This window comes from Streptomyces sp. NPDC107517, from assembly GCF_055582645.1.
This window is the reverse complement of the sequence record NZ_JBVJPM010000001.1, coordinates 486,619-507,803: the sequence shown is the minus strand read 5'-3', so window position 1 is coordinate 507,803 and position 21,185 is coordinate 486,619. Positions and strand designations below refer to the sequence as shown.

Sequence of the window (21,185 nt, the reverse complement as noted above, 5' to 3'; positions counted from 1 at the left end):
CCCCTCGGATCGCAGAGGGCCTAGACCTCCAGGTCAACGACCACCGGGGCGTGGTCCGAGGCGCCCTTGCCCTTGCGCTCCTCGCGGTCCACGTACGAGTCCTTCACGGCCCCCGCGAACGCCGCGTTCCCGTAGACGAGGTCGATGCGCATGCCGCGGTTCTTGGGGAAGCCGAGCTGGCGGTAGTCCCAGTACGTGAAGGGGTGGTCGTACTTCAGGGGCCGCGGGACCACGTCGGACAGGCCCGTCTCACGGAGCGCGGCGAGCGCGGCGCGCTCCGCCGGGGTGACGTGCGTGGCGCCGTCGAAGAGGGAGATGTCCCAGACGTCGTCGTCCGTCGGCGCCACGTTGTAGTCGCCCATCACGGCGAAGGGGCGGGAGCCCGCCGCGTCGCCCGCGACGGCCGCCTTGAGCGCCTCGAACCACTGGAGCTTGTAAGCGTAGTGCGGGTGGTCCACCTCGCGGCCGTTCGGCACGTACACCGACCAGACGCGCGCCGGGCCGCACGTGGCGGAGATCGCGCGGGGCTCGTGGGCGCCTTCGTAACCGGGGTCGCCGGGCAGGCCGGTCACGACGTCCTCCAGGCCGACGCGGGAGATCAGCGCCACGCCGTTCCACCGCCCGGTCGCGTTCACCGCGGACTCGTAGCCCAGCTCGCGCAGCTCGTCCGCGGGGAACTGCTCGGCCGTGCACTTGGTCTCCTGGACGCACAGCACGTCCGTCCCGGTGTTCTCCAGCCAGGCGAGGAGCCTGGGCAGCCGGGCGGTGATCGAGTTCACATTCCAGGTAGCAATCCGCATGCCCACAACCTACCGGGCGGGTACGACAACGCCCGCCGAACCCGGGGCGGCCACCGGCGGGGCGCGATGGGCAGCAGGCGGCGGCATCAGACAATGGGCGCTATAGGCAGGTTACCTTGCAAGTTTCCCTGTTTGAAAGTTAGCCTGTCGAAGCATCTCCCCCGGATCCGCAAGGAGCACCCCCCATGCCCGCCACCACCCTCGACGACCGCACCGCCCTCGTCCTCATCGACCTCCAGAACGGCATCCTCGGCCTGCCGACCGTCCACCCCGCCGACGCCGTCCTGAAGAACGGGGCCGCGCTCGCGGACGCCTTCCGCACCAAGGGCCTGCCCGTCGTGCGGGTCCGCGTCGCCTGGTCCCCCGACGGCGGTGACCTGCCGGTGAGCCGGTCCGCCGCCCCCGGGCTCACCCAGGCGCCGCCCGCCGCGTTCTCCGAGTTCCCGGACGAGCTGGGCCCGCTCGGCGACGACATCGTGATCACCAAGCGGCACTGGGGCGCGTTCACGGGGACGGAGCTGGACCTCCAGCTGCGCCGCCGCGGAGTGACGCAGATCGTGCTCGCGGGGATCTCGACCTCGATCGGCGTCGAGTCCACCGCCCGCTCCGCCTTCGAGCTGAGCTACCACCTCACGGTGGTCGAGGACGCGACGACCGACACGGACGCCGCGTCCCACGAGCACAGCTTCGGCAAGATCTTCCCGCGGATCGCGGAACTCGCCACGACCGAAGAGATCATCGAACTCCTCGGCCGGTAAAGGGAGTTCACCGGGAGTCGACAGCCCGCGGGGGCGCTCAGAGCGTCGCGTACTCCTCCGGCGTCAGCCGCAGGTGGTCCGTCCCGCCGAGCGCCCCGATCTGCCCTTCGTAGATGGGCCAGGCCAGGTCGGTCAGCAGCGCGTCATGGATGTCGTACGCGCGCTGCGGGCCGACCTCGCGGAGGTAGTCGATGACCTCGGCGATCTTGTTCCAGGGGGCCATCACGGGCACCAGGAGCGTCTCGACCGGCTGGTCGGGGACGGTGAACGCGTCGCCGGGGTGGAAGACGCGGCCGTGGTCGATCAGATAGCCGACGTTCGTGATGCGGGGGATGTCCGGGTGGATGACGGCGTGCAGTTCGCCGTGGACCTGGATGTCGAAACCGGCCGCCTCGAACGTGTCGCCGTGCCCGACCGTGTGCACCCGGCCCGGGAACGCCGTCGAGATCTTGTCGGCCACGGACTTCAGGGTCCAGATCTCGGTGGCCGGGTCGGCTTCGAGGGCCACCCGCAGCCGGACCTCGTCGAAGTGGTCGGGGTGCTCGTGCGTCACGAGGATCGCCTCGGCGCCGACTGCCGCGTCCTGTTCGCAGAAGCCGCCCGGGTCGATGACGAGCGTCCGCCCGTCCTTCTCCAGGCGGACGCAGGCATGGATCTTCTTCGTGAGCTTCATAGGAACCATCCTGCGCTCCCGGCCCGCGTCCGGCCCGTCCCGGCACCCGGTCGTCTACTCCTGCGGCGTGGTCTCCTCCCGGATCACGGCCTGGGCCACCTTGAACGCCGAGTTCGCCGCGGGCACGCCGCAGTACACGGCGGCCTGGAGCAGCACTTCCTTGATCTCGTCGGCGGTGAGGCCGTTGCGCAGGGCGGCGCGGGTGTGGAAGGCCAGCTCTTCGAGGTGACCGCCCGCGACGAGCGCGGTGAGCGTGACGCAGCTGCGCATGCGGCGGTCGAGGCCGGGCCGGCTCCAGATCTCTCCCCACGCGTACCGGGTGAGGAACTCCTGGAAGTCGCCGGAGAAGGCATCCGCCGAGGCCAGCGCCCGGTCGACGTGCGCGTCGCCGAGCACCTCGCGGCGCACCTTGAGACCGATGTCGTGCCGGTCGGTCCGGACCTCCGCCTCGGGCTGGGCCTCCATGGGCCCGATCTCCGCCACGGGGGCGACCGGCGGGGGCGGCGGCGCGAGGACGGGCTTGACGGGGGCGGCGGGGATCGCGTGCTGCCCGGTCTCGTACGCGGGCTGCCAGGCGGTGGAGAAGTGCCGTACGAGGAGGTCGGTGACGGCGGCGGGCTGCTCGACCGGCGCGAGGTGCGAGGCGGCGGGTACGACGGCGAGCCGCGCGTCCGGTATGCCGGCGACGAGTGTGCGCGCCTGGGCGGGGCCCGTCACCTGGTCGTCGGAGCCGACGAGGACGAGCGTCGGGACGCCGATGGAGCCGAGCTCGGCCCGTACGTCGAAGGACGCGAGCGCCTCGCAGGCGGCGATGTAGCAGCCCGGGTCCGTGGTGCGCACCATCTGCACGGCCCAGTCGGTGATCGCGGGCTGGGCGGCCGCGAAGCCACTGGTGAACCAGTGCTCCGGGGACGTGCGGGCGATGGGGTCGAGGCCGTTGCTGCGGACGATCACGCCGCGCTGGCGGAACTCGTCGGCGGTGCCGAAGCGGGGCGAGGCCGCGATCAGCGCGAGGGAGGCCACGCGCTGCGGGTGGCGCAGCGCCAGCTCCGCGCCGATGGCGCCGCCCAGGGAGCAGCCCGCGTAACCGAAGCGCTGCACGCCGAGTTCGTCGAGCGTGGCCAGGAGCCGCGCGGCGAGGTCGGCGACGGAACCGGCCGGGTGGGCGGGGGCGCCGCCGTGTCCGGGCAGGTCGAAACGGAACACCCGCCACTGCCGGGCGAGCTCGGGTACCTGCCGGTCCCACATGTGCCAGGTGGTACCCAGTGAGGGACCCAAGATCAGGACTGGGGCGTCTTCTGGCCCGTCAAAGCGGTATTGCAGGGTGTTCTTCGGTGTCTCACTCACGCCCTGCACGGTCTCACATCTCGCAATTTCTCACACGACCGGGTGGACACCCCGTGCAGGCCGTCCCACGTTGTGGAGGCTTCGCGAAGATCCTCCGCGTCCGGCTTGACTACCACCGCGCGGCGGTCGGCACGGGGGCCACCACGGCTGGTGAAAGACCATCGGACGGAGCCGACCGGCACCCTTGGTTGACCTTCACCTTGGGGGAGGCCACAGCATCGGTGGAGCCGGGCGATGTGCTCGGCATGAGTGAGGAGTGGGCATGGGGTTGCTGACCATCGGGGCGTTCGCGAAGGCGTCGCGGCTGTCACCGAAGGCGCTGCGTCTTTACGACGAGCTCGGTCTGCTGCCCCCCGCCCACGTCGACCCGGTGACCGGCTACCGCCTCTACGCGCCTGAGCAACTGGACCGGGCTCGACTGGTCGCCTGGCTCCGGCGTCTGGGGATGTCCCTGGCCCGCATCCAGCACGTCTGCACGCTGGAGGCGGGCCCGGCGGCCCAGGAGGTCCGCGCGTTCTGGGCCCAGGTCGAGGCCGACACCGCCGCACGGCGGGACCTGGCCACCTTCCTCATCAACCACCTGTCCGGGAAGGACCCTGCCATGTCCCCGACCACCAAGCCCCTGGGAATCCGCTACGCCGCACTGTCCGACACGGGCCTCGTCCGTGAGAGCAACCAGGACACGGCCTACGCCGGGTCCCGCCTGCTCGCCGTCGCCGACGGCTACGGCAGCCAGGGAGCCCCCGCGAGCGCGGCCGCCGTCGACGCACTCAAGCACCTCGAAACCGACAGCGTCCCGGCGGGCGATCTCCTCAACGTCCTTGAAGACGCCGTCGAACAGGCCGAACGGGCCGTGCACGGCGTCGCCGGGACCGGTTCCTCACCCGAGGAGGCCGGCACGACACTCACCGCGATGCTCTGGACCGGATCACAGCTGGCCCTCGTCCACATCGGCGACTCCCGCGTCCACCTGCTGCGCGACGGAGAGCTGTTCCAGATCACGCATGACCACACCATGGTGCAGTCGATGGTCGACGAGGGCCGCCTCAGCCCGGAAGAGGCCGCCTCCCACCCCCAGCGGTCGCTGCTGGTACGAGCCCTGGGCCGAGGAGCCGACGCCACCCCCGAGCTGCGCCTCCACGACGCCCGGCGGGGAGACCGATACCTGCTCTGCTCCGACGGTCTGTCGGCCGTCGTGCCGACGGCAGAGATCCACCGGGTTCTCTCCGAGACCAGGGAGCCCGAGCAGGCGACCCGCGAACTCGTCGCCCTCGCCAACGGCTCCGGCGGTCCCGACAACGCCAGCTGCGTGGTCGCCGACGTCATCGAGCTCCCGCAGTAGGAGCGTGCGGCATGCGCGTCGAGTCGCGCCGGATCCGCTCTCAGCAGCTCATCGGTGACGCCGACAGACACCGACTCGCCCGCCTGTTGCGGGAGGGAGAGCGGCACAGCCGGCCGGTGGCGGCACAGCGTGCGGGGCTCACCGTGTTCGCGCCGCTCGTGGTGGGCGGTACGTGGTGGATCACGCGCTCGCCGGCGCCCCCTACCCGCGGGGAGGGGGCGCCGCCGAGCGCGGCCCGCGCTACGGCGTCGTCGTCGACACCACGTACACGAAGGGCTTCGCGGGGTTCTCCTGGTTCACCACGACGTCCAGGGTCGGCTCGGGGTTCTTCTGCTTGTGGGTGAGGCTCCCGTACGGGCCGGGGCCGTCGAAGACCCAGCCGACGACCTTCTGGTTGCGCGGGCTGATGGTGACCTCGTCCGCCTTCAGCTCGGACGAGCTGGTCCCGATGGTCTTCAGGAACTTGTCGAGGCCCGAGTCCGTGGTGCGGAAGCGGACGTAGAGGCGGCTCGTCCGGAGGTTGTTCGTCTCGTAGTACGCGACGCCCTTGGCGGAGGAGACCGGTATCGGCACCTGGTACAGCCGGCGCTGGACCTTGGAGGGCCAGCCGATGGTGAGGCCTGTCGCGGAGTACTTGGCCTCCTTGTCCTTGCCGCTGTTCCGGCTCTGGTTCGCGGAGATCACCAGATAGCCGGCGGGCACGCCGATGAGCAGCACGATCGTGAGCAGCGTCAGCGCGCGGCGGCGGATGACCCTCCGGCGGTTCCCAGGGGGGCGCTGCCCTTCGTCGGGGGACGAGGGCTGGCGTGGCACGGTCATTACTTGGGTCCCTGGGTCTCGCCGGCGGCGCTCGCCGGGCTTTGCTGGCCGAGGCCGAAGCCCTTGCCCTGGTGGTAACGCTCGTAGCGCTCGTACCGTTCCACGCGCCGGCGCTTGGCGCGGCGGAAGCGACGGGCGACGAGCCGCGCGAGGTCGGCGGCGCCGACCATACCGGCCTCGGGGCCGAGCTGGGCGCGGGCGATGCGAGCCTCGGGGCGGTAGCCACGGCCGGTGAGGTGGCGCTTGAAGGCGTCGCGGGCCGGGCCGATCAGCAGGTCGTCGGCCGCGGAGACGCCGCCGCCGATGACGAAGCAGGACGGGTCGAGGGCGGCCGCGAGGTTCGCGATGCCGACGCCGAGCCACTGGCCGATGTCCTGGAGCAGCTCGATGCACATGGCGTCGCCCTCGCGGGCGAGTTCGGTGATGAGCGGGCCCGTGATGTCGGAGACGTTGCCCTTGACGCGCTCGATGAGCCCGTACGCGACCGGGGAGTCCGCGGCGGCGAGCTCGCGGGCCTCGCGCACGAGGGCGTTGCCGGAGCTGTACTGCTCCCAGCAGCCGCGGTTTCCGCACGGGCAGCGGTGGCCGCCGGGGACGACCTGCATGTGTCCGAACTCACCGGCGACTCCGAACTTGCCCCGCTTGACCTGGCCGTCCTCCAGGATCGCGCCGCCGATGCCGGTGCCCAGCGTGATCATGACCAGGTGGTCCTCGCCACGGCCCGCGCCGAAGCGCCACTCGGCCCAGGCGGCCGTGTTCGCGTCGTTGTCGACGAGTACGGGGACGGAGAGGCGGCTGGAGATCCGGTCCCGGAGCGGCTCGTTGCGCCACGACAGGTGGGGCGCGAACAGGATGCGGTTGCGCTCCGCGTCGACCCAGCCGGCCGCGCCGATGCCGACGGCGTGCACGTCGTGCCGGTCGGAGAGGTCGAGCACCAGCTCCGTGATCGTGTCCTCGACGACCTTGGGGCTCTTGGACTTGTCCGGAGTCTCCGTGCGCAGGGTCTCCAGGATGTTGCCGTCGGCGTCGACGACACCCGCCATCACCTTCGTACCGCCGATGTCGATACCGACGGTCGGGACGCGCGGAGCCGTCAGGTGGGAACGGCGCTCACGCGTGCCGACGGTCCGCAGGACGGTGGCTCGTGCGGAGCCGCGGTGGGCGAGGTCGCGGTAGGTGCTCATCGCGCCGATTGTGCCATTTCGCTGGCCGCCGTGGCTCATCCGCCGGGCGCCGGTGACCGTGACCTGGGGGGGACGTGGCGCTACCGCAGGTCCCTCTCCGTCCGCGGGGCCGATGTCGCCGGCTCCGCCCCGGGGCGGAGCCGCAAAATGTCACAGCCCCGCACCCGTAGCGGCGCCCGGCCTACGGAGCGTCCAGTCCTACGGAGCGTCCCGGCCCTCCAGCTCGTGGCGCAGGTCGTCCAGTTCGCTGCCGCCTGCCATCTGGCGGGTCAGTTCGTCGAGGGTGATCTCGTCGCGGTCGTAGCTGCCGAACATCGTGCCCCTCTTCAGAAGGACGAAGCGGTTGCCCACGAGGTACGCGTGATGCGGGTTGTGCGTGATCAGGACCACTCCGAGGCCTGCGTCCCGCGCGGCGGCGACGTACTTCAGGACGACGCCGGACTGCTTGACGCCGAGGGCGGCGGTCGGCTCGTCGAGTACGAGGACCTTGGCGCCGAAGTAGACGGCGCGGGCGATCGCCACGCACTGGCGTTCACCGCCCGAGAGCGTGCCGATGGGCTGGTCGACGTCGCGCAGGTCGATGCCCATGCGGAGCAGCTCCGCGTGGGTCGTCCGGCGCATCAGGTCGACGTCCAGGCGCTTGAAGGGACCGGAGCCCTTCGTCGGCTCGGAGCCGAGGAAGAAGTTCCGCCAGACCGGCATCAGCGGGACGACGGCGAGGTCCTGGTAGACCGTGGCGATACCGCGGTCGAGGGACTCGCGCGGACTGGCGAGCCGGGTCTCCTCGCCCTCGATGCTGAAGGAGCCGGAGTCGTGCTTGTGCAGGCCCGCGATGATCTTGATGAGGGTCGACTTGCCCGCGCCGTTGTCACCGAGGACGCAGGAGATCTCACCCGCGTGCACGACCAGGGAGACGTCTTCCAGGGCCCGGATGTTGCCGTAGTACTTACTGACGCCGTCGAGCTCGACCAGCGCCGTACGCTCTGCGGTCTCGGTCATTTCGTCGCCTCCGCGCGCTTGCGGACCCACGCGTTGAGCAGGGTCGCGAGGAGCAGCATCGCCCCGAGGAAGAACTTGAACCAGTCCGGGTTCCACTCGGCGAACACGATGCCCTTGCTCGTCATGCCGAAGATCAGGGCGCCGATCGCGGCGCCGACCGCGGAACCGTAGCCGCCGGTGATCAGACAGCCGCCGATGACGGCCGCGATGATGTAGATCAGCTCGTTGCCGACACCCTCGCCGGACTGCACGACGTCGAACGAGAACAGCAGGTGCTGCCCCGAGATCCAGGCGCCGAACGCGACGCCCATGTAGAGGCCGATCTTGGTCTTGTTGACCGGGACGCCGACGGCGCGCGCCGCGTCCTCCCCGCCGCCGACCGCGTAGATCCAGTTGCCGACGCGCGTGCGCAGCAGGATCCAGGTGGCGACGACGATCAGGGCGAGCCACCACAGGATGGTGATCTTGTAGTCGACGCCGCCGATGGTGAGCGTGGAGGCGAAGACGTCCTTGGCGGAGGAGAAGCCCTCCATGTCGGAGATCGACTTGGTGGAGACGGTGCCGCTGATCAGCTTGGTGAAGCCGAGGTTCATGCCCGTCAGCATCAGGAAGGTGCCGAGCGTGATGATGAAGCTCGGTGGGTCCGTGCGGGTCAGCATGACGCCGTTGAACACGCCGATGGCGAGCGTGACCAGGAGCGAGACCCCGACCCCGACCCAGACGTTCGCCGTCATCTGGTAGCTGAACATCGACGAGACCAGCGCGGACGTGGTGACCATGACACCGGCGGAGAGGTCGAACTCGCCGCCGATCATCAGCAGGGCCACGGGTACGGCCATGATGCCGATCGTCGACGACGCGTACAGGACCGTGGCGAGGCTGGAGGCCCGCAGGAAGCTGTCCGCGAAGACCGCGAAGAAGAGGAAGACGGCGACGGCGCCGACGACCGAGCCCAGTTCGGGCCGGCCCATGAGCTTGCGCAGCGGTGACGTCCTCAGGAGCCGCTCGTCCGTCAGCGGCGGGGTCTTCGGTGCGGCGGCGCTCATCGGGTCCCCCGCTTCGTGTATTCCTCGAGCTTCGCGGCCTGGTCCTTGGTGATGATCTGCGGTCCGGTCAGGACCGGCTTGCCGCCGCCGAGGACGTCCGCGTTGTAGCGGTAGAGCCACAGCAGGTCCACGGCCTCGTAGCCCTGGAGGTAGGGCTGCTGGTCGACGGCGAAGCCGAGCGTGCCGTCCTTCAGGCCGCCGGCGACCTTCTCGTTGAGGTCGAAGGTGTCGATCTCGGCCTTGCTGCCCGCGTCCTGCTTGGCCTTCACGGCGGTGGCGGCGAAGGGCGCGCCGAGGGTGACGACGGAGTCGATCGACTTGTCGGCCTGGAGCTTGGCGCCGATGGAGGACTGGACGTCGGGCATGTTGGTGCCCTCGACGTACAGGTTCTGCATCTGGCCCTTGAAGGTCTCCTTGGCGCCGGCGCAGCGCTGCTCGTGGCCGACGTTGCCCTGCTCGTGCAGGACGCACAGGGCCTTCTTGCGGCCGCGCTTGTTCAGCTCCTCGCCGACGGCCCGGCCCGCGATCGTCTCGTCCTGGCCGATGTGCGTGAGCGCGCCGAACTTCTTGGACTCCTCGGAGCCGGAGTTCACGGTGATCACGGGGATGCCGGCCTTCTCGGCCCGGGCGACGGCGGCCTTCATGGCGTCGGGCTTGGCGAGCGTGACGATCAGGCCGTCGACCTTCTTGTCCACGGCCGCGTCGACGAGCTGGGCCTGCTGCTGTGCCTCGTCGCTGTGCGAGTACAGGAAGTTGATGTTGTCCTTGATCGCGGCCTGCTTGGCGCCGCTCTGGACGATGTCCCAGAAGGTGTCGCCGTCGCCCGAATGGGTCACCATCGCGACGGTCCAGCGCGGGGTGTTCACCGCGGCCCTGCCCTGGGCCGAGGCCGCCTTCCTGGCGTCCTCCGCCCGCTTGCCACCGGTGCTGCTGCACCCCGCGAGAGTGAGACCGACTGCCCCTGCGAGGGCGATGCTCACCCAGCTCCGAAACCGTGCCACGAGGCCGTGCCCTTCTTCTTCTGGACCCTGGTTCTGCGGGGCCGGCGGACCTGCCCCGGGGGCTTGATGACCGGCCCCAAACGTCCAAGTATCAGGCACTGGGATCATGCATCCGTTCACCGGGTACCGCGCGCGGTGTACTTCTCGAGCTTCGGCACGTCCTTCTCGGTCACGATCGCGGGGCCCGTCAGGACCGGCTTTCCGCCGCCGATGACGTTGGCGTTGGTGCGGTAGAGCCACAGTTCGTCGACGGCGAGATAGCCCTGGAGGTAGGGCTGCTGGTCGACGGCGAAGCCCACGTCCTTGGCCTTGAGGCTCTTCACCACGGCCGCGTTCAGGTCGAAGGTGTCGATCTCCGCCTCGCTGCCCGCGTCCTGCTTCGCCTTGACGGCGACGGCCGCGACGGGGGCGCCGAGCGCGACGACCGCGTCGATGTCCTTGGCCGCCTGGAGCTTGGCCTCGATGGACGACTGGGACGCGGGCGCGTTGGTGCCCTCGACGTTGAGGTTCTCGACGGTGCCCTTGAAGGTCTTCTTGACACCGGCGCACCGCTGCTCGAGGGAGACGTTGCCCTGTTCGTGGATGACGCAGAGCGCCTTCTTCCTGCCCCGCGCGTTGAGTTCGCTGCCGACGGCCTCGCCGGCCACGGACTCGTCCTGCCCGATGTGGGTGAGCGCGCCGAACGCCTGCGAGAACTCGCCGCCCGAGTTGATCGTGACGACCGGTATCCCGGCGTCCTTCGCCTTGGCGAGCACGGCCTTCATGGCCTCGGGCTTGGCGAGGGTGACGACGATCCCGTCGACCTTCTTGTCGATCGCCGACTGGACCAGCTCGGCCTGGCCCTTGGCCTCTTTGTCGTTCGAGTAGAGGAACTGGACGTTGTCCTTGGCGGCGGCCTGCTCGGCGCCGCTCTGGACGATGTCCCAGAAGGTGTCGCCCTCGCCGGAGTGGGTGACCATCGCGATCTTCAGGCGGGGCGTGCCGGCGGGCTTGCCGCCTCCTGAGTCGTCGGCCTTGTCCTCGGAGGTCTTGCCTCCGGAGCTGCTGCATCCGGCCGCGAGCGCGACGACCGCCATGAGGGTTGCTGCCGTGCGGGCTGTGCGCATGGTGTGCCACCTCTCTCCTCGCCGCCCGTGTGCGGCTGGAGGAGTTCTAGCGGTGGGTACCCGGCACCGTCAATGACTTTGTCATAACATTCTTACGGCCGGACGTCCGCGGCACTCGGGCGGAGCTTCTACGGCCGTACGAGGAGCTGGAACTCGAAGGAGTAGCGGGACGCCCGGTACGTGTGCGACCCGAACTCGACGGGTCGGCCGGTGTCGTCGAACGTGGTGCGCTGCATCGTCAGGAGCGGGGCGCCCGCGGGCTCGGCGAGCCGCTCGCCCTCCTCGGCCGTGGCGGCGCGGGCGCCGACGGACTGGCGGGCGCTGTGCAGGGTTATCCCCGCGGCGCGCATCAGCCGGTAGAGCCCGGTCGCCTCCAGCCGCTCCGTGTCGAGCGGGAGCAGCCCGGTGGGCAGGTGGTTGCAGAGGTACGCGACCGGGTCGCCGTGGGTCAGCCGCAGCCGCTCGACCCGGTGCACCTCGTCGCCCTCCGCCACCCCGAGCGCGGCCGCGACCTCGGCGGACGCGGGCACGAGGGTGTTGGCCAGAACGCGCGTCTCGGGCTTCTGGCCCGCCGCCTCCAGGTCGTCGTAGAGGCTGCTGAGCTCCAGGGGGCGCTTGACCTGGCTGTGGACGACCTGGGTGCCGACGCCCCGGCGGCGGACGAGGAGGCCCTTGTCGACGAGGGACTGAATGGCCTGGCGCACGGTGGGCCGGGACAGGCCGAGCCGGCCCGCGAGCTCGATCTCGTTGCCGAGCAGGCTGCCGGGGGTCAGGGAGCCGCGCTCGATCGCCGCCTCCAGCTGCTGGGAGAGCTGGAAATAGAGCGGGACCGGACTGCTGCGGTCCACGCTGAGCTGGAGCGACACGGTCGGGTCGACTACTGGTTTGGCCACGGGCCGAGCGTAGTCGCAAGGAATGTTGACGGGAAGTCGTGAAGTTCGGTTGTCAGGACAAACCGTTGACAGCGGGTTCGCCGGGCGGCACCTTGACTGCATGCGCATCGGACTTATCGGGACGGGCCGTATCGGCACCTTTCACGCAGCAGTTCTGGAGCGATACCGCGAGGTCGGCTCGCTCGTCGTCACGGACGCGGACCCGGAGCGGGCCGTCGCGCTCGCGGACCGGATCGGCGCGACCGCGGCACCCACGGTGGACGAGATCTTCTCCTGGGGCGTGGACGCGGTGGTCATCACGGCGGCGACGTCCGCACACGGCGAGCTGATCGGGCGGGCGGCGCGGGCCGGGCTCCCGGTGTTCTGCGAGAAGCCCATCGCCCTCGACCTGCCGGGCACGCTGGCCGCGCTCGACGAGGTGGAGCGGGCCGGGACCGTGCTCCAGCTGGGCTTCCAGCGCCGCTTCGACGCGGGGTACACGGCGGCGCGCGAGGCGGTGCGCTCGGGCCGCCTCGGCCGGCTCCACACCGTACGGGCCATGACGAGCGACCCGGCGCCGCCGCCGGCCGCCTATCTGCCGCTGTCCGGCGGGCTCTACCGGGACTGCCTGGTCCATGACTTCGACATCCTGCGCTGGGTGACCGGCCGCGAGGTGACGGAGGTGTACGCGACCGGGTCCGACGCCGGGCCCGCGATGTTCCGCGAGGCCGGGGACGTGGACACGGCGGCCTCCGTCCTCACGCTGGACGACGGCGCGCTGGTCACGGCGACGGCGACGCGCTGCAACGGCGCGGGCTACGACGTACGCATGGAACTCTCCGGCGAACTGGACACCGTCGTCGTCGGCCTCGACGACCGCACGCCCTTCGCCTCCACCGAGCCCAAGGGACCGCCTGCCGCGTCCAAGCCCTGGCCCGGCTTCCTGGAACGCTTCGCCCCCGCCTACGAGGCGGAGCTCGTCGCGTTCGTCGACGTGGTGCGCGGCGAACGCGAGAACCCGTGCGACGGCCGCGAGGCCCTGCACGCGCTGCGGATCGCGGAGGCCTGCGAACTGTCGCGCCGGGAGCGGCGGTTGGTGCGGATGGAGGAGATCCCGGGGGGCTGATTCTCCGGCCTTGTACGCGCGCCGCTCAGTCTGTGCGCCCGCTCAGCCCTGCGCGACCGGCAGGATCGTGCCCTGGGCCACGGCGCACAGCTTCTCCGTGCCGTCCTCGTCCACGGTCGACAGGTCGCAGCGGACGACGGCCTGGCGCCGGCCGCTGTGGACGACCTGGGCGCGGGCGATCAGGGTGCGGCCCGTGGCGGGGCGGACGTACTGGATGGAGAAGCCGCCGGTGAGCACGGCCGCTCCGAGGACCGTGCCGCCCGCGAACGTCAGCGCGTTGTCGGCGGCGTAGGACAGGACCCCGCCGTGCAGGAACCCGTTCTGCTGGTGCAGCTCCGGCCTGATGTCGATCTCGATGGTGGCCGCGCCGTCGCCGAACCTGGTGATCCGGGCGCCCACGAGACGGCTGAACGGCTGGGCGTCCAGGAGCTTCGCGGCCAGGGCGAGGTCGGGCTCGTGGGGGTTGTCGCGCTCGCGGGGTGCGGTCATGAGGTCCTCCGGGCAGGTCGGCGGTTGCGGCGCGCCGGTCGCGCCGCGCGGTGGCGTCACGTCACCCCGGACCACGACACCACCGGACCGGCGGACTTCGGACGCCGCGTATCAGCATGCCGGGCAGCCCGTCCGCCGTGCCGTCGGGGGCAGGCGTGAGGACGCGGTCCGGTCGGGCGCCGGCGCCTGCGGGCTCTAACCCGCCCCGCTGACGATCGGGTCGCGTGAGGTGATCGCCCCGCCGCCCTCGTCCAGGAAACGCGCGAGCGGCAGGGTCGCCGCGCCCACCGTCACCGCGTCGGGTCCGAGGCGCCCGAGTTCGATCGTGGTCTGCGCGTACGGGTGGCGCAGGGCGTACGCCGCGGCCGCCCGCCGGACCGGTTCGAGGAGGCGGGGGCCGAGGAGCAGCCCGGCCCAGCCGCCGACGACGATGCGCTCCGGGTTGAAGAGGTTGACGAGGTCGGCGATGCCCGCGCCGAGGAACTCGGCCGTCTCGTCGAGGAGTTCAGCGGCCTCGGGGTCGGCGAGGAGTTCGGCGAGCGCTCCCTCCTCGTCGGCCGAGGTCCAGTGGCCGCCGCTCTCCCGCCACCGTTCGAGCAGCGCCTCGGCGCCCACGTACGCCTCCAGGCAGCCGCGCGCCCCGCACCGGCAGCGCCGCCCACCCACCTGGAGCGTGGTGTGCCCCCACTCCCCCGCGCTGCCGGACGAGCCCTGGTAGGGGACGCCGTCGGCGATGACGCAGGCGCCGACGCCGGATCCGATGAGGGTGACGACGGCGTTGCGGGCGCCGCGGCCCGCGCCGAACCACATCTCGGCCAGACCCAGTGTCCTGGCTCCGTTGTCGACGAACAGCGGGAGTTCGGAAGGGAGTTCACGGCGCTTGCGGAGCATCGCCTCGAGGGGGACGGCGTCCCAGCCGATGGCCTGACCGTGCACGACGGCTCCGACGGCGCCGCCCGCACCGGAGGCGTCGACGATGCCGGGCACACCGATGCCGACGCCGATGAGGGCGTCCGGTGCGGCCTTCGCCTCGGCGAGCACCCGCGCGAGGCCGGCCGCGACGATCCCTACGACGTCCCGCGCGTCATGGTGTCCGTCGGGCAACGGGGTGTCCACGCGCGCGAGTTCGTTCAAGGTGAAGTCGAAGAGCTCCACGCGTACGCGGGTCTCGCCGATGTCGACGCCGGCGAGATGGCCGCAGTGGGGGGCGACGCGCAGGAGTGTGCGTGGCCTGCCGCCGTCGGAGTCGACCGATCCCGCCTCCTCCAGGAGGCCGTCGGCCACGAGTTCGGAGACGACGTTGCTGATCGACCCCGAGCTGAGCGCCGTGAGAGGGCCCAGCTCCTGCCGGCTGAGCGGCCCGTCGAAGTAGAGCTTGCGCAGCACCGTGGCGCGGTTGCTGCGTCTGAGGTCACGCACCGTGCGCCGGCGTGGTCCGGCCATCGTCATCCTCCCCCGTGCTGCGGACCCTGAGCGCCGTTCGCCCGCGCCCGGATCACGCTCTGTGAATCTACCCGTGCCGCCGCGGTCAGTCGTCGAGCAGTCCCGCGTCGTGGGTCAGGAGGGCGATCTGGACGCGGTTGTTCAGGCCGAGCTTCGCGAGGATGCGGGAGACGTGCGCCTTGACGGTCGCGACGCTCATGTAGAGCTCGCCGGCGATCTCCGCGTTGGACGCGCCGCGGCCCACGGCGACGGCCACCTCCCTTTCGCGGTCGGCCAGTTCGGCGAGGCGCTCACGCGCGCGTGCCCTGCGGTCCTGCTGCGGGTCGGGGCCGGTGGCCCGCGTGATGAGCTGCCGGGTCACGGTCGGCGACAGGACGGGAGCTCCGGAGGCGACCCGGCGGACCGCCTCCACGATCTCGGCGGGCGCGGTGTCCTTGAGGACGAATCCCGCGGCCCCGGCGCGCAGCGCCCGCAGTACCTGTTCGTCGGCGTGGAACGTGGTGAGGACGATGACCTCGGGTGCGTCGGGCCGCGCCCGCAGCGCCTCGGTCGCGGCGAGACCGTCCACGTCCGGCATGCGGATGTCCATGAGGACGACGTCGGGCCGGGTCTCGGCGACAAGGGCGGGGACCTCCGAGCCGTCGCCCGCCTGGCCGACGATCTCGATGTCGGACGCGCCCCCGAGCATGAAGGACAGGCCCGCGCGCACCAGCGGGTCGTCGTCGACGAGGAGCACCCTGATCGGTTCCACCGAATTCACCCAGTCCCGCCTTCGCGCCGTCGCACCGCACCGTCACCGTCGTCGCCGCCACCGTCCCGGGGCCACCGTAGCGAGCCGGTGATCACGTGGTCCAGGGAGTGCCGGCCGTGGGCGGGAGTCACCCGGGCCACGGCAACCAGGCCTCGATCGCGAAACCTCCGTCGTCGGCGGGTCCGTGGCCGAGGCTGCCGCCGGCCAGGGTGGCGCGTTCCGTGAGGCCGATCAGGCCCTGGCCCGAGCCGGGCACGTGCGGGACCTCGCCGGGGGGCGGCGGGTTGCGGACCGAGACGGTGACCCCGTCTCCCGGAGCCCCGGACACGAGGACCTCGACCTCGGCGCCGGGGGCGTGCTTGCGGGCGTTGGTCAGTCCCTCCTGGACGATGCGGTAGGCGGTGCGGCCGACGGACGCGGGGACGGCGTCCGGGTCGGTGACCTGGTGGTCGAGGACGATCTTCATGCCCGCCTCGCGGGACTCGGCGACGAGGGCGTCGAGTCCGGCGAGCGTCGGCTGTGGCCGCCCCGACTCCTCGCCGTGGTCGTCGGCCCGCAGGACGCCGATGATCTCGCGCAGGTCCTGGAGCGCCTCGTGGGCGCTCTCGCGGATGACGCCGGCCGCCCGGGCGACCTCCTGCCGGGGTGCGTCGGGCCGGAACTCCAGGGCGCCCGCGTGCACGCTGAGCAGGGTGAGCCGATGGGCGAGCACGTCGTGCATCTCGCGGGCGATGGCCTCGCGGGCGAGGCGCTGCGCCTGCTCGGCCCGCAGTCCGGCCTCGGTCTCGGCGCGCCTCGCCCGGTCGCGCAGCGACAGCAGGAGCTGGCGCCGGGAGCGTACGAACATGCCCCAGCCGACGACGGTGACCGTGAGGACGATCGTGAAGGCGACGGAGACGACGTACGGCGAGTCCGGGTCAGGACGGACCCAGAAGAAGAACGGGATCAGCGCGCAGGAGGCGCCGGCGACCCAGGCGACGTAGCGGAAGGGGCGGTGCACGGCGAGGGTGAAGATGGCGACCAGGGTGGCGCCGCCCGCGCTGTTGGACACCATGCTGACGGCCGACAGCGCGACGGCCAGGCCCAGAGGCCACCGTCGGCGCAGCCACACGGCGGCGCAGGCGAGTGCACCGAGCCACTGGTCCAGGGCCGCGAGGGCGTCGGAGGTGTTCGGGTCGTTCGAGACGGAGTGGGCGCCGAGCAGGCCGATGCCCACGGCGGCGAAGAAGCAGGTGAAGTCGACGACCCAGTCGCGCAGGGTGCGGCGCCTGCGGCCGGGGCGGCCGTCCGGGTCCAGGTCGAGCTCGTCGGCGACGGCCGAGGGCAGCATCCTGCGCCGCCATCGGTACCGCTCCCCCGGTGGGGTCGTCCCTGTCCGCTCCTGAACCTCCATGGTCGACAAATCTACGCACCCGTGACGCCCGGGACCGCCTCGTGGAGCGGACCGTGGACGAAAGTCGCGGCGGCCGGTACTTCGGTAGGCCCGCCCCGCCGCAAGTCGCGTCTTGCGGCGGGATGCGCCTCGCCCCGCGGCCGATGTGTGTGGGAGGTCCGCGGGGCGAGGTTGTCACCCATGAAGAAGGTTCTGGAGTTCATCGGCGCGATCGCGCTCATTCAGGGCGTGGTCGGCCTGCTGCACGAGTTCACCGGGTGGCTGAGCTGGGGCGTCATCCAGCATCTCGGCTTCCTCGACGGCTACGAGGTGTACGGGAGCATCGCGCTGATCGTGCTCGCGTTCGCCCTGTTCGCCGCGTCGGAGAGCCTCAAGAGCTGACGGCGCCGCTCACCGGGGTCGTTCAGCAGCCGTGGTCGACGAGGTCGAACGTCGCGTAGTGATCGCCGGTGTAGTAGTCCTCCTGGGACTGCTCACCGGTGACGATGCGGCGGGCGCCACGGGTCGGGGAGCCGGGGGTGATGACCGTGTACTCGTGGTAGTAGCCGGTGGACTGCGCGGGCAGGACGCCCTCCCGGTTCTGGAAGACGGTGCCGTCCTGGTCGTACGGGTAGGGGCCGCCCTGCTCGATGAGGTCGAGCGTGTCGTGGGCCTGGGAGGGCAGCGCCGAGTAGCAGATGTCGCCGACGGCTGTCACGGAGTACGTGACGGGGGCCGGGGCCGCGGTGGCCGGGCCGGCGAGGACGGGGCCGCCGATGAGCAGGGCGGCGGCGAGGGCAGTGACACTGGCGATTCGTGGGGGGATTCGCATGGCCCCTAGTGTGACGCGCGTAGAGCATGACGTGTCAACGTCAAGTCGGGGGAGTTTTCCGGAAGTTAACCAATCCCAGGCGCTGCTTCAGGTGCGCGCGGGGCGCGTTCGGGGCCGGTTCGAGGTACGACTCAGGAGGTGGCGCGGCGCCCCCATGCCGTCCCTGCCAGCACGAACACGGCCCCCAACAGGCCCAGCGGCCCCAGGCGTTCACCGCCGACGGCGATGCCGGCCGCCGCGGCCCACAGCGGCTCGGTGCCGAGAAGCAGGCTCACCCGGGACGGTGACGTCCGGTGGACCGCCCACATCTGTACGAAGAAGGCGAAGAGCGTGCAGAAGACGGACAGGAAGACGAGCCCCGCCCACGCGCGCGGGCCGAAGTCCGCGGCCGCCTCCCACGGCGCGGCACCCGTCCCCGGCACCCCGCACAGGAGCGCGAACACCATGACGGACGCGCTCAGTTGGACTGTCGTCAGGGGCAGCGCGTCCGCGCCCCGCACGGACTTCGTCCTCGCCATGGCGAGGACGTGGACGGTGCGGGCGAGTGCCGCGAGCAGCATCAGGAGGTCGCCGGCGGACGGGGCCGTGAAGCCGCCGCTCTGGGTGAGCAGGACGACGCCGGCCACGGAGACGGCGGCCGCGGCGAGGAAGGTGCGGGACGGCCTGGTCCGGGTCACCGCGGCCTCGGCCAGCGGCGTGAAGATCATGGTGAGGCTGATGATGAGGCCCGCGTTCGTCGCGGAGGTGTGGACGACGCCGTAGGTCTCCAGGAGGAAGATCCCGCTGAGGATCAGCCCGAGGAGGCCCGCCCCGCGCCACTGCGCGGCGCTCAGCCCGCGCAGCGCTCCCCACCCGGCAACGGCGAGCACCGGCAGGACGGCGCCGAACCGGAGCACGAGAACCGCGAGGACGGTGGCCTGTGTGGTGATGCCCTTGGCCGCGAGATAGCTGGCTCCCCAGACGACGGCCACGAGGAGGACGGGCAGGTCGGTGAGCCAGGTGCGGCGGGGCGCGGTGACGGTGAGCGTGGTCAAGGTGCGGTCTCCGGCGGCGTACGGCGGCGTGGAGACGACGGCGGCTCGCACGGGGGCGGGCTCACGGTACCGGCGGCAAGATCATCAGGGCCACCGCTTTCCGCCCACCGGACCCGCCCGGCAGCTCACCGCCGCGGGCAGGGGCATCGGCGTCCGTTTGCCGCCAGCATCGGCGGCCGCCCGTCCATTTACTTGAAGTCATAACAACCGATGGCCTCAGGAGGACCCATGAACGGCAAGGCAGCACTCGTCACCGGTGGCAGTCGCGGGATCGGCGCGGCGACCGCGCTGCGGCTGGCCCGTGAGGGCGCGGATGTGGCGGTCACCTACGTGAACGGCAAGGAGGCGGCCGAGGAGGTCGTGCGCCGCGTCGAGGCACTGGGCCGGCGTGGTCTCGCACTGCGCGCCGACTCGGCGGACGCGCACGAGGCGGCGGGGGCGGTGGATCGGGCGGCGGACGCGTTCGACGGGCTCGACGTGCTGGTGAACAACGTGGGCGTGGGGGTGCTCGGGCCGCTGGAGGGCTTCTCGCTCGCCGAGATCGACCACGCGCTCGCGGTGAACGTGCGCGGTGTCCTGCTGGCGTCGCAGGCGGCCGCGACGCGGCTGTCCGACGGCGGCAGGATCGTCACCGTCGGCACCTGCATGGCGAAGCGCGTACCGGGCCCCGGCGGGACCGTGTACGCGACGACCAAGGCGGCCCTGATCGGCCTGACGAAGGCGCTGGCACGTGAGTTGGGCGGCCGCGGCATCACGGCGAACATCGTCCACCCGGGTCCGATCGACACGGACATGAACCCGGCGGACGGACCGTACGCCCCGGGCCAGACCGTGTCCGTCGCGCTGGACCGGTTCGGCACGGCCGACGAGGTGGCGTCGATGGTCGCCTATCTCGCCGGCCCCGAGGCCACGTATGTCACGGGCGCGGAGTTCGCCGTGGACGGCGGGCACGCGGCGTGACGTATGCGGCGCGGAGTTCGCCGTGGACGGCGGGCACGCGGCGTGACGTATGCGCGCGGGGGCGTGCCGGTGCTGTCAGGCCGGTACACCCCCGCGCGGGTCCGGTGCCCGGGTCAGCCGCCGAGCTCCTGGTGGCGGGCCGTCAGGCGGGCCGTGCCCTCGTCCGTCAGCGAGCCGAACAGGCGCAGGCGGGAGATGCCGCCGTCCGGGTAGATGTCCACGCGCGCGTGGGTACCGACCGCAGGGGCGTCGAGGACGAAGCGGTGGTTGGTGTCGGGCTGGAGGCGGGTGCGGGGCAGGACCTCCACCCACGCGCCGTCGTCGCCGTCGCGCACGGAAACCGACGCCCAGCCGGCCGAGTTGCCCTTGAGGTAGGCGGTGTCGATCTCCAGGGCACGGATCTGCGACTGGGCGGCCAGGCCGTAGCTGATCCAGTCGTTGCCCTGGTCGCGGCGGCGGCGGGTCTCCCAGCCGTCGTCCATCTTGCGGGAGCGGCCCGGCTGGATGGTGTTGCTCGCGGGCGAGTAGAAGAGGTTGGAGGCGTCCTCGGCGCGGCCGCCGTTCTCCAGGGCGACGACGTCGAACGTGCCGAGCGTGGCGAGCCACTTGGGATCGGGCACGACCTCGCCGTGGACCCGCAGGCGGGCGATGCCGCCGTCGGGGTGCTGGTTGACGCGCAGGTGCGTGAAGCGCTGCTCCACGTCGACGGCGAAGCCGTTGGCCGCGTGGCCGCCGACCGCCGTGCGCGGTACGAGCGTCGTCCACTTGACGTCGCCCGAGAGCAGCTCCTCCGGGGTGGGCGCACCTTCCACGGACACGGCCTCGACGGAGACCGCTTGCGGGTAGTTGCCGCGGAAGTGGGCGGTGTCGACGATGATGCCGCGGATCACGCCGGGGGCGCCGAGCCGGACGAGCGCCCAGTCGTGGTCCTCGGCGGTCGGCCACGGGTGGTCCGCGCCGGTGCCGCGGCGACGGCGGGTCTCCCAGCCGTCCATGATCTTGCCCTTGTGCCCGAAGTGCTCGGGGTCGAACTCGGCGCGCTCGGGCACGAGGAGGTTCTCGCGCTGGGCGAAGAACTCGTCGTTGGCGGCGATGACACCGGCGCCGAGCTGGCGGGCGGCGAGGTCGGCGTACTGCGTGAACGGGAAGTCGGCGGTGCGGTAGTCGGCGTAGGGGTCGCCGCCGCCGTAGGGGTTCGCGTCGCCGGTGAAGCTGGGGATCGCCGTCACAG

At 71.6% G+C, this 21,185-nt stretch carries 22 protein-coding genes; 5 read left to right on the top strand and 17 right to left on the bottom strand.

What is annotated here, in order from left to right; translation table 11 throughout:
• Positions 1–20 precede the first annotated feature (20 nt).
• The gene (locus ACZ67T_RS02165) at positions 21–800 is read right to left on the bottom strand and encodes an exodeoxyribonuclease III (RefSeq protein WP_469981069.1); all 780 of its coding nucleotides are present in this window, start codon (positions 798–800) and stop codon (positions 21–23) included.
• A gap of 185 nt (positions 801–985) precedes the next feature.
• On the opposite strand from ACZ67T_RS02165, the gene ACZ67T_RS02160 reads away from it, so the two are divergent.
• Positions 986–1,558 (top strand): isochorismatase family protein, encoded by a 573-nt coding sequence (locus tag ACZ67T_RS02160; RefSeq protein WP_469981068.1) that lies wholly within the window; start codon positions 986–988, stop codon positions 1,556–1,558.
• A gap of 37 nt (positions 1,559–1,595) precedes the next feature.
• Here ACZ67T_RS02160 and ACZ67T_RS02155 read toward each other — a convergent pair whose 3' ends face one another.
• Positions 1,596–2,231, bottom strand: coding sequence for an MBL fold metallo-hydrolase (locus ACZ67T_RS02155; RefSeq protein ID WP_469981067.1), 636 nt, complete (start codon positions 2,229–2,231; stop codon positions 1,596–1,598).
• A gap of 54 nt (positions 2,232–2,285) precedes the next feature.
• The gene (pcaDC, locus tag ACZ67T_RS02150; RefSeq protein ID WP_469981066.1) at positions 2,286–3,578 is read right to left on the bottom strand and encodes a bifunctional 3-oxoadipate enol-lactonase/4-carboxymuconolactone decarboxylase PcaDC; all 1,293 of its coding nucleotides are present in this window, start codon (positions 3,576–3,578) and stop codon (positions 2,286–2,288) included.
• Between the two features lie 262 nt (positions 3,579–3,840).
• Between pcaDC and ACZ67T_RS02145 the strand changes: the two genes are divergently transcribed.
• Complete coding sequence (locus ACZ67T_RS02145) at positions 3,841–4,920, top strand: MerR family transcriptional regulator (protein WP_469981065.1); 1,080 nt, start codon at positions 3,841–3,843, stop codon at positions 4,918–4,920.
• Positions 4,921–5,160: 240 nt separating this feature from the next.
• On the opposite strand, the gene ACZ67T_RS02140 is transcribed toward ACZ67T_RS02145, so the two are convergent.
• The 7 genes from ACZ67T_RS02140 to ACZ67T_RS02110 all read right to left on the bottom strand — a co-directional run bounded on the left by ACZ67T_RS02140 (position 5,161) and on the right by ACZ67T_RS02110 (position 11,941).
• Positions 5,161–5,739 carry a sugar kinase gene (locus tag ACZ67T_RS02140; RefSeq protein WP_469981064.1) on the bottom strand — a complete coding sequence of 193 codons (579 nt, stop codon included), beginning with the start codon at positions 5,737–5,739 and terminating at the stop codon, positions 5,161–5,163.
• Entirely contained in the window at positions 5,739–6,923 is a 1,185-nt protein-coding gene (locus tag ACZ67T_RS02135; protein ID WP_469981063.1) for an ROK family glucokinase, read from the bottom strand. Before ACZ67T_RS02135 ends, ACZ67T_RS02140 begins: the two co-directional genes overlap by 1 nt.
• Before the next feature lie 198 nt (positions 6,924–7,121).
• The gene (locus ACZ67T_RS02130; RefSeq protein WP_469981062.1) at positions 7,122–7,922 is read right to left on the bottom strand and encodes an ATP-binding cassette domain-containing protein; all 801 of its coding nucleotides are present in this window, start codon (positions 7,920–7,922) and stop codon (positions 7,122–7,124) included.
• Entirely contained in the window at positions 7,919–8,968 is a 1,050-nt protein-coding gene (locus ACZ67T_RS02125; RefSeq protein ID WP_469981061.1) for an ABC transporter permease, read from the bottom strand. Before ACZ67T_RS02125 ends, ACZ67T_RS02130 begins: the two co-directional genes overlap by 4 nt.
• The gene (locus ACZ67T_RS02120; protein WP_469981060.1) at positions 8,965–9,969 is read right to left on the bottom strand and encodes a sugar ABC transporter substrate-binding protein; all 1,005 of its coding nucleotides are present in this window, start codon (positions 9,967–9,969) and stop codon (positions 8,965–8,967) included. The genes ACZ67T_RS02125 and ACZ67T_RS02120 overlap by 4 nt, the downstream gene beginning before the upstream one ends.
• A 116-nt stretch (positions 9,970–10,085) precedes the next feature.
• Positions 10,086–11,075: a substrate-binding domain-containing protein gene (locus ACZ67T_RS02115; RefSeq protein ID WP_469981059.1), complete on the bottom strand. Its 990-nt coding sequence runs from the start codon at positions 11,073–11,075 to the stop codon at positions 10,086–10,088.
• Positions 11,076–11,203: 128 nt separating this feature from the next.
• A complete protein-coding gene (locus tag ACZ67T_RS02110; protein ID WP_384248647.1) occupies positions 11,204–11,941 on the bottom strand; it encodes a GntR family transcriptional regulator in 738 nt (245 codons plus the stop codon).
• Between the two features lie 127 nt (positions 11,942–12,068).
• Here ACZ67T_RS02110 and ACZ67T_RS02105 point away from each other — a divergent pair, with 127 nt between their 5' ends.
• A complete protein-coding gene (locus ACZ67T_RS02105) occupies positions 12,069–13,073 on the top strand; it encodes a Gfo/Idh/MocA family protein (protein ID WP_469981058.1) in 1,005 nt (334 codons plus the stop codon).
• Positions 13,074–13,115: 42 nt separating this feature from the next.
• On the opposite strand, the gene ACZ67T_RS02100 is transcribed toward ACZ67T_RS02105, so the two are convergent.
• From ACZ67T_RS02100 to ACZ67T_RS02085, 4 genes are all read right to left on the bottom strand, one after another.
• A complete protein-coding gene (locus ACZ67T_RS02100; RefSeq protein WP_469981057.1) occupies positions 13,116–13,562 on the bottom strand; it encodes a PaaI family thioesterase in 447 nt (148 codons plus the stop codon).
• Positions 13,563–13,757: 195 nt separating this feature from the next.
• Entirely contained in the window at positions 13,758–15,005 is a 1,248-nt protein-coding gene (locus ACZ67T_RS02095; RefSeq protein ID WP_469981056.1) for an ROK family protein, read from the bottom strand.
• A gap of 85 nt (positions 15,006–15,090) precedes the next feature.
• Complete coding sequence (locus tag ACZ67T_RS02090) at positions 15,091–15,756, bottom strand: response regulator transcription factor (RefSeq protein WP_469981055.1); 666 nt, start codon at positions 15,754–15,756, stop codon at positions 15,091–15,093.
• 127 nt (positions 15,757–15,883) lie between these two features.
• Positions 15,884–17,149, bottom strand: a complete 1,266-nt coding sequence (locus tag ACZ67T_RS02085; protein WP_469981054.1) for a histidine kinase — start codon at positions 17,147–17,149, stop codon at positions 15,884–15,886.
• Positions 17,150–17,329: 180 nt separating this feature from the next.
• Here ACZ67T_RS02085 and ACZ67T_RS02080 point away from each other — a divergent pair, with 180 nt between their 5' ends.
• Complete coding sequence (locus ACZ67T_RS02080; protein ID WP_469981053.1) at positions 17,330–17,530, top strand: hypothetical protein; 201 nt, start codon at positions 17,330–17,332, stop codon at positions 17,528–17,530.
• A 22-nt stretch (positions 17,531–17,552) separates the two neighbouring features.
• On the opposite strand, the gene ACZ67T_RS02075 is transcribed toward ACZ67T_RS02080, so the two are convergent.
• Together ACZ67T_RS02075 and ACZ67T_RS02070 are read right to left on the bottom strand one after the other, a co-directional pair.
• Positions 17,553–17,960 carry a guanyl-specific ribonuclease gene (locus tag ACZ67T_RS02075; protein WP_469981052.1) on the bottom strand — a complete coding sequence of 136 codons (408 nt, stop codon included), beginning with the start codon at positions 17,958–17,960 and terminating at the stop codon, positions 17,553–17,555.
• A 131-nt stretch (positions 17,961–18,091) separates the two neighbouring features.
• Positions 18,092–18,994, bottom strand: a complete 903-nt coding sequence (locus tag ACZ67T_RS02070) for a DMT family transporter (RefSeq protein ID WP_469981365.1) — start codon at positions 18,992–18,994, stop codon at positions 18,092–18,094.
• A gap of 228 nt (positions 18,995–19,222) precedes the next feature.
• On the opposite strand from ACZ67T_RS02070, the gene ACZ67T_RS02065 reads away from it, so the two are divergent.
• A complete protein-coding gene (locus ACZ67T_RS02065) occupies positions 19,223–19,954 on the top strand; it encodes an SDR family oxidoreductase (protein ID WP_469981051.1) in 732 nt (243 codons plus the stop codon).
• Positions 19,955–20,067: 113 nt separating this feature from the next.
• On the opposite strand, the gene alc is transcribed toward ACZ67T_RS02065, so the two are convergent.
• Positions 20,068–21,183 carry an allantoicase gene (gene alc / locus ACZ67T_RS02060; RefSeq protein WP_469981050.1) on the bottom strand — a complete coding sequence of 372 codons (1,116 nt, stop codon included), beginning with the start codon at positions 21,181–21,183 and terminating at the stop codon, positions 20,068–20,070.
• Positions 21,184–21,185: the final 2 nt, after the last annotated feature.

Bases quoted from the DNA above. Each gene is read 5' to 3' on its own strand.
- ACZ67T_RS02165 (WP_469981069.1), bottom strand. From the start codon at position 800: ATGCGGATTGCTACCTGGAATGTGAACTCGATCACCGCCCGGCTGCCC.
- ACZ67T_RS02160 (WP_469981068.1), top strand. From the start codon at position 986: ATGCCCGCCACCACCCTCGACGACCGCACCGCCCTCGTCCTCATCGAC.
- ACZ67T_RS02155 (WP_469981067.1), bottom strand. From the start codon at position 2,231: ATGAAGCTCACGAAGAAGATCCATGCCTGCGTCCGCCTGGAGAAGGAC.
- ACZ67T_RS02145 (WP_469981065.1), top strand. From the start codon at position 3,841: ATGGGGTTGCTGACCATCGGGGCGTTCGCGAAGGCGTCGCGGCTGTCA.
- ACZ67T_RS02140 (WP_469981064.1), bottom strand. From the start codon at position 5,739: ATGACCGTGCCACGCCAGCCCTCGTCCCCCGACGAAGGGCAGCGCCCC.
- ACZ67T_RS02135 (WP_469981063.1), bottom strand. From the start codon at position 6,923: ATGAGCACCTACCGCGACCTCGCCCACCGCGGCTCCGCACGAGCCACC.
- ACZ67T_RS02130 (WP_469981062.1), bottom strand. From the start codon at position 7,922: ATGACCGAGACCGCAGAGCGTACGGCGCTGGTCGAGCTCGACGGCGTC.
- ACZ67T_RS02125 (WP_469981061.1), bottom strand. From the start codon at position 8,968: ATGAGCGCCGCCGCACCGAAGACCCCGCCGCTGACGGACGAGCGGCTC.
- ACZ67T_RS02115 (WP_469981059.1), bottom strand. From the start codon at position 11,075: ATGCGCACAGCCCGCACGGCAGCAACCCTCATGGCGGTCGTCGCGCTC.
- ACZ67T_RS02105 (WP_469981058.1), top strand. From the start codon at position 12,069: ATGCGCATCGGACTTATCGGGACGGGCCGTATCGGCACCTTTCACGCA.
- ACZ67T_RS02100 (WP_469981057.1), bottom strand. From the start codon at position 13,562: ATGACCGCACCCCGCGAGCGCGACAACCCCCACGAGCCCGACCTCGCC.
- ACZ67T_RS02095 (WP_469981056.1), bottom strand. From the start codon at position 15,005: ATGGCCGGACCACGCCGGCGCACGGTGCGTGACCTCAGACGCAGCAAC.
- ACZ67T_RS02085 (WP_469981054.1), bottom strand. From the start codon at position 17,149: ATGGAGGTTCAGGAGCGGACAGGGACGACCCCACCGGGGGAGCGGTAC.
- ACZ67T_RS02080 (WP_469981053.1), top strand. From the start codon at position 17,330: ATGAAGAAGGTTCTGGAGTTCATCGGCGCGATCGCGCTCATTCAGGGC.
- ACZ67T_RS02075 (WP_469981052.1), bottom strand. From the start codon at position 17,960: ATGCGAATCCCCCCACGAATCGCCAGTGTCACTGCCCTCGCCGCCGCC.
- ACZ67T_RS02065 (WP_469981051.1), top strand. From the start codon at position 19,223: ATGAACGGCAAGGCAGCACTCGTCACCGGTGGCAGTCGCGGGATCGGC.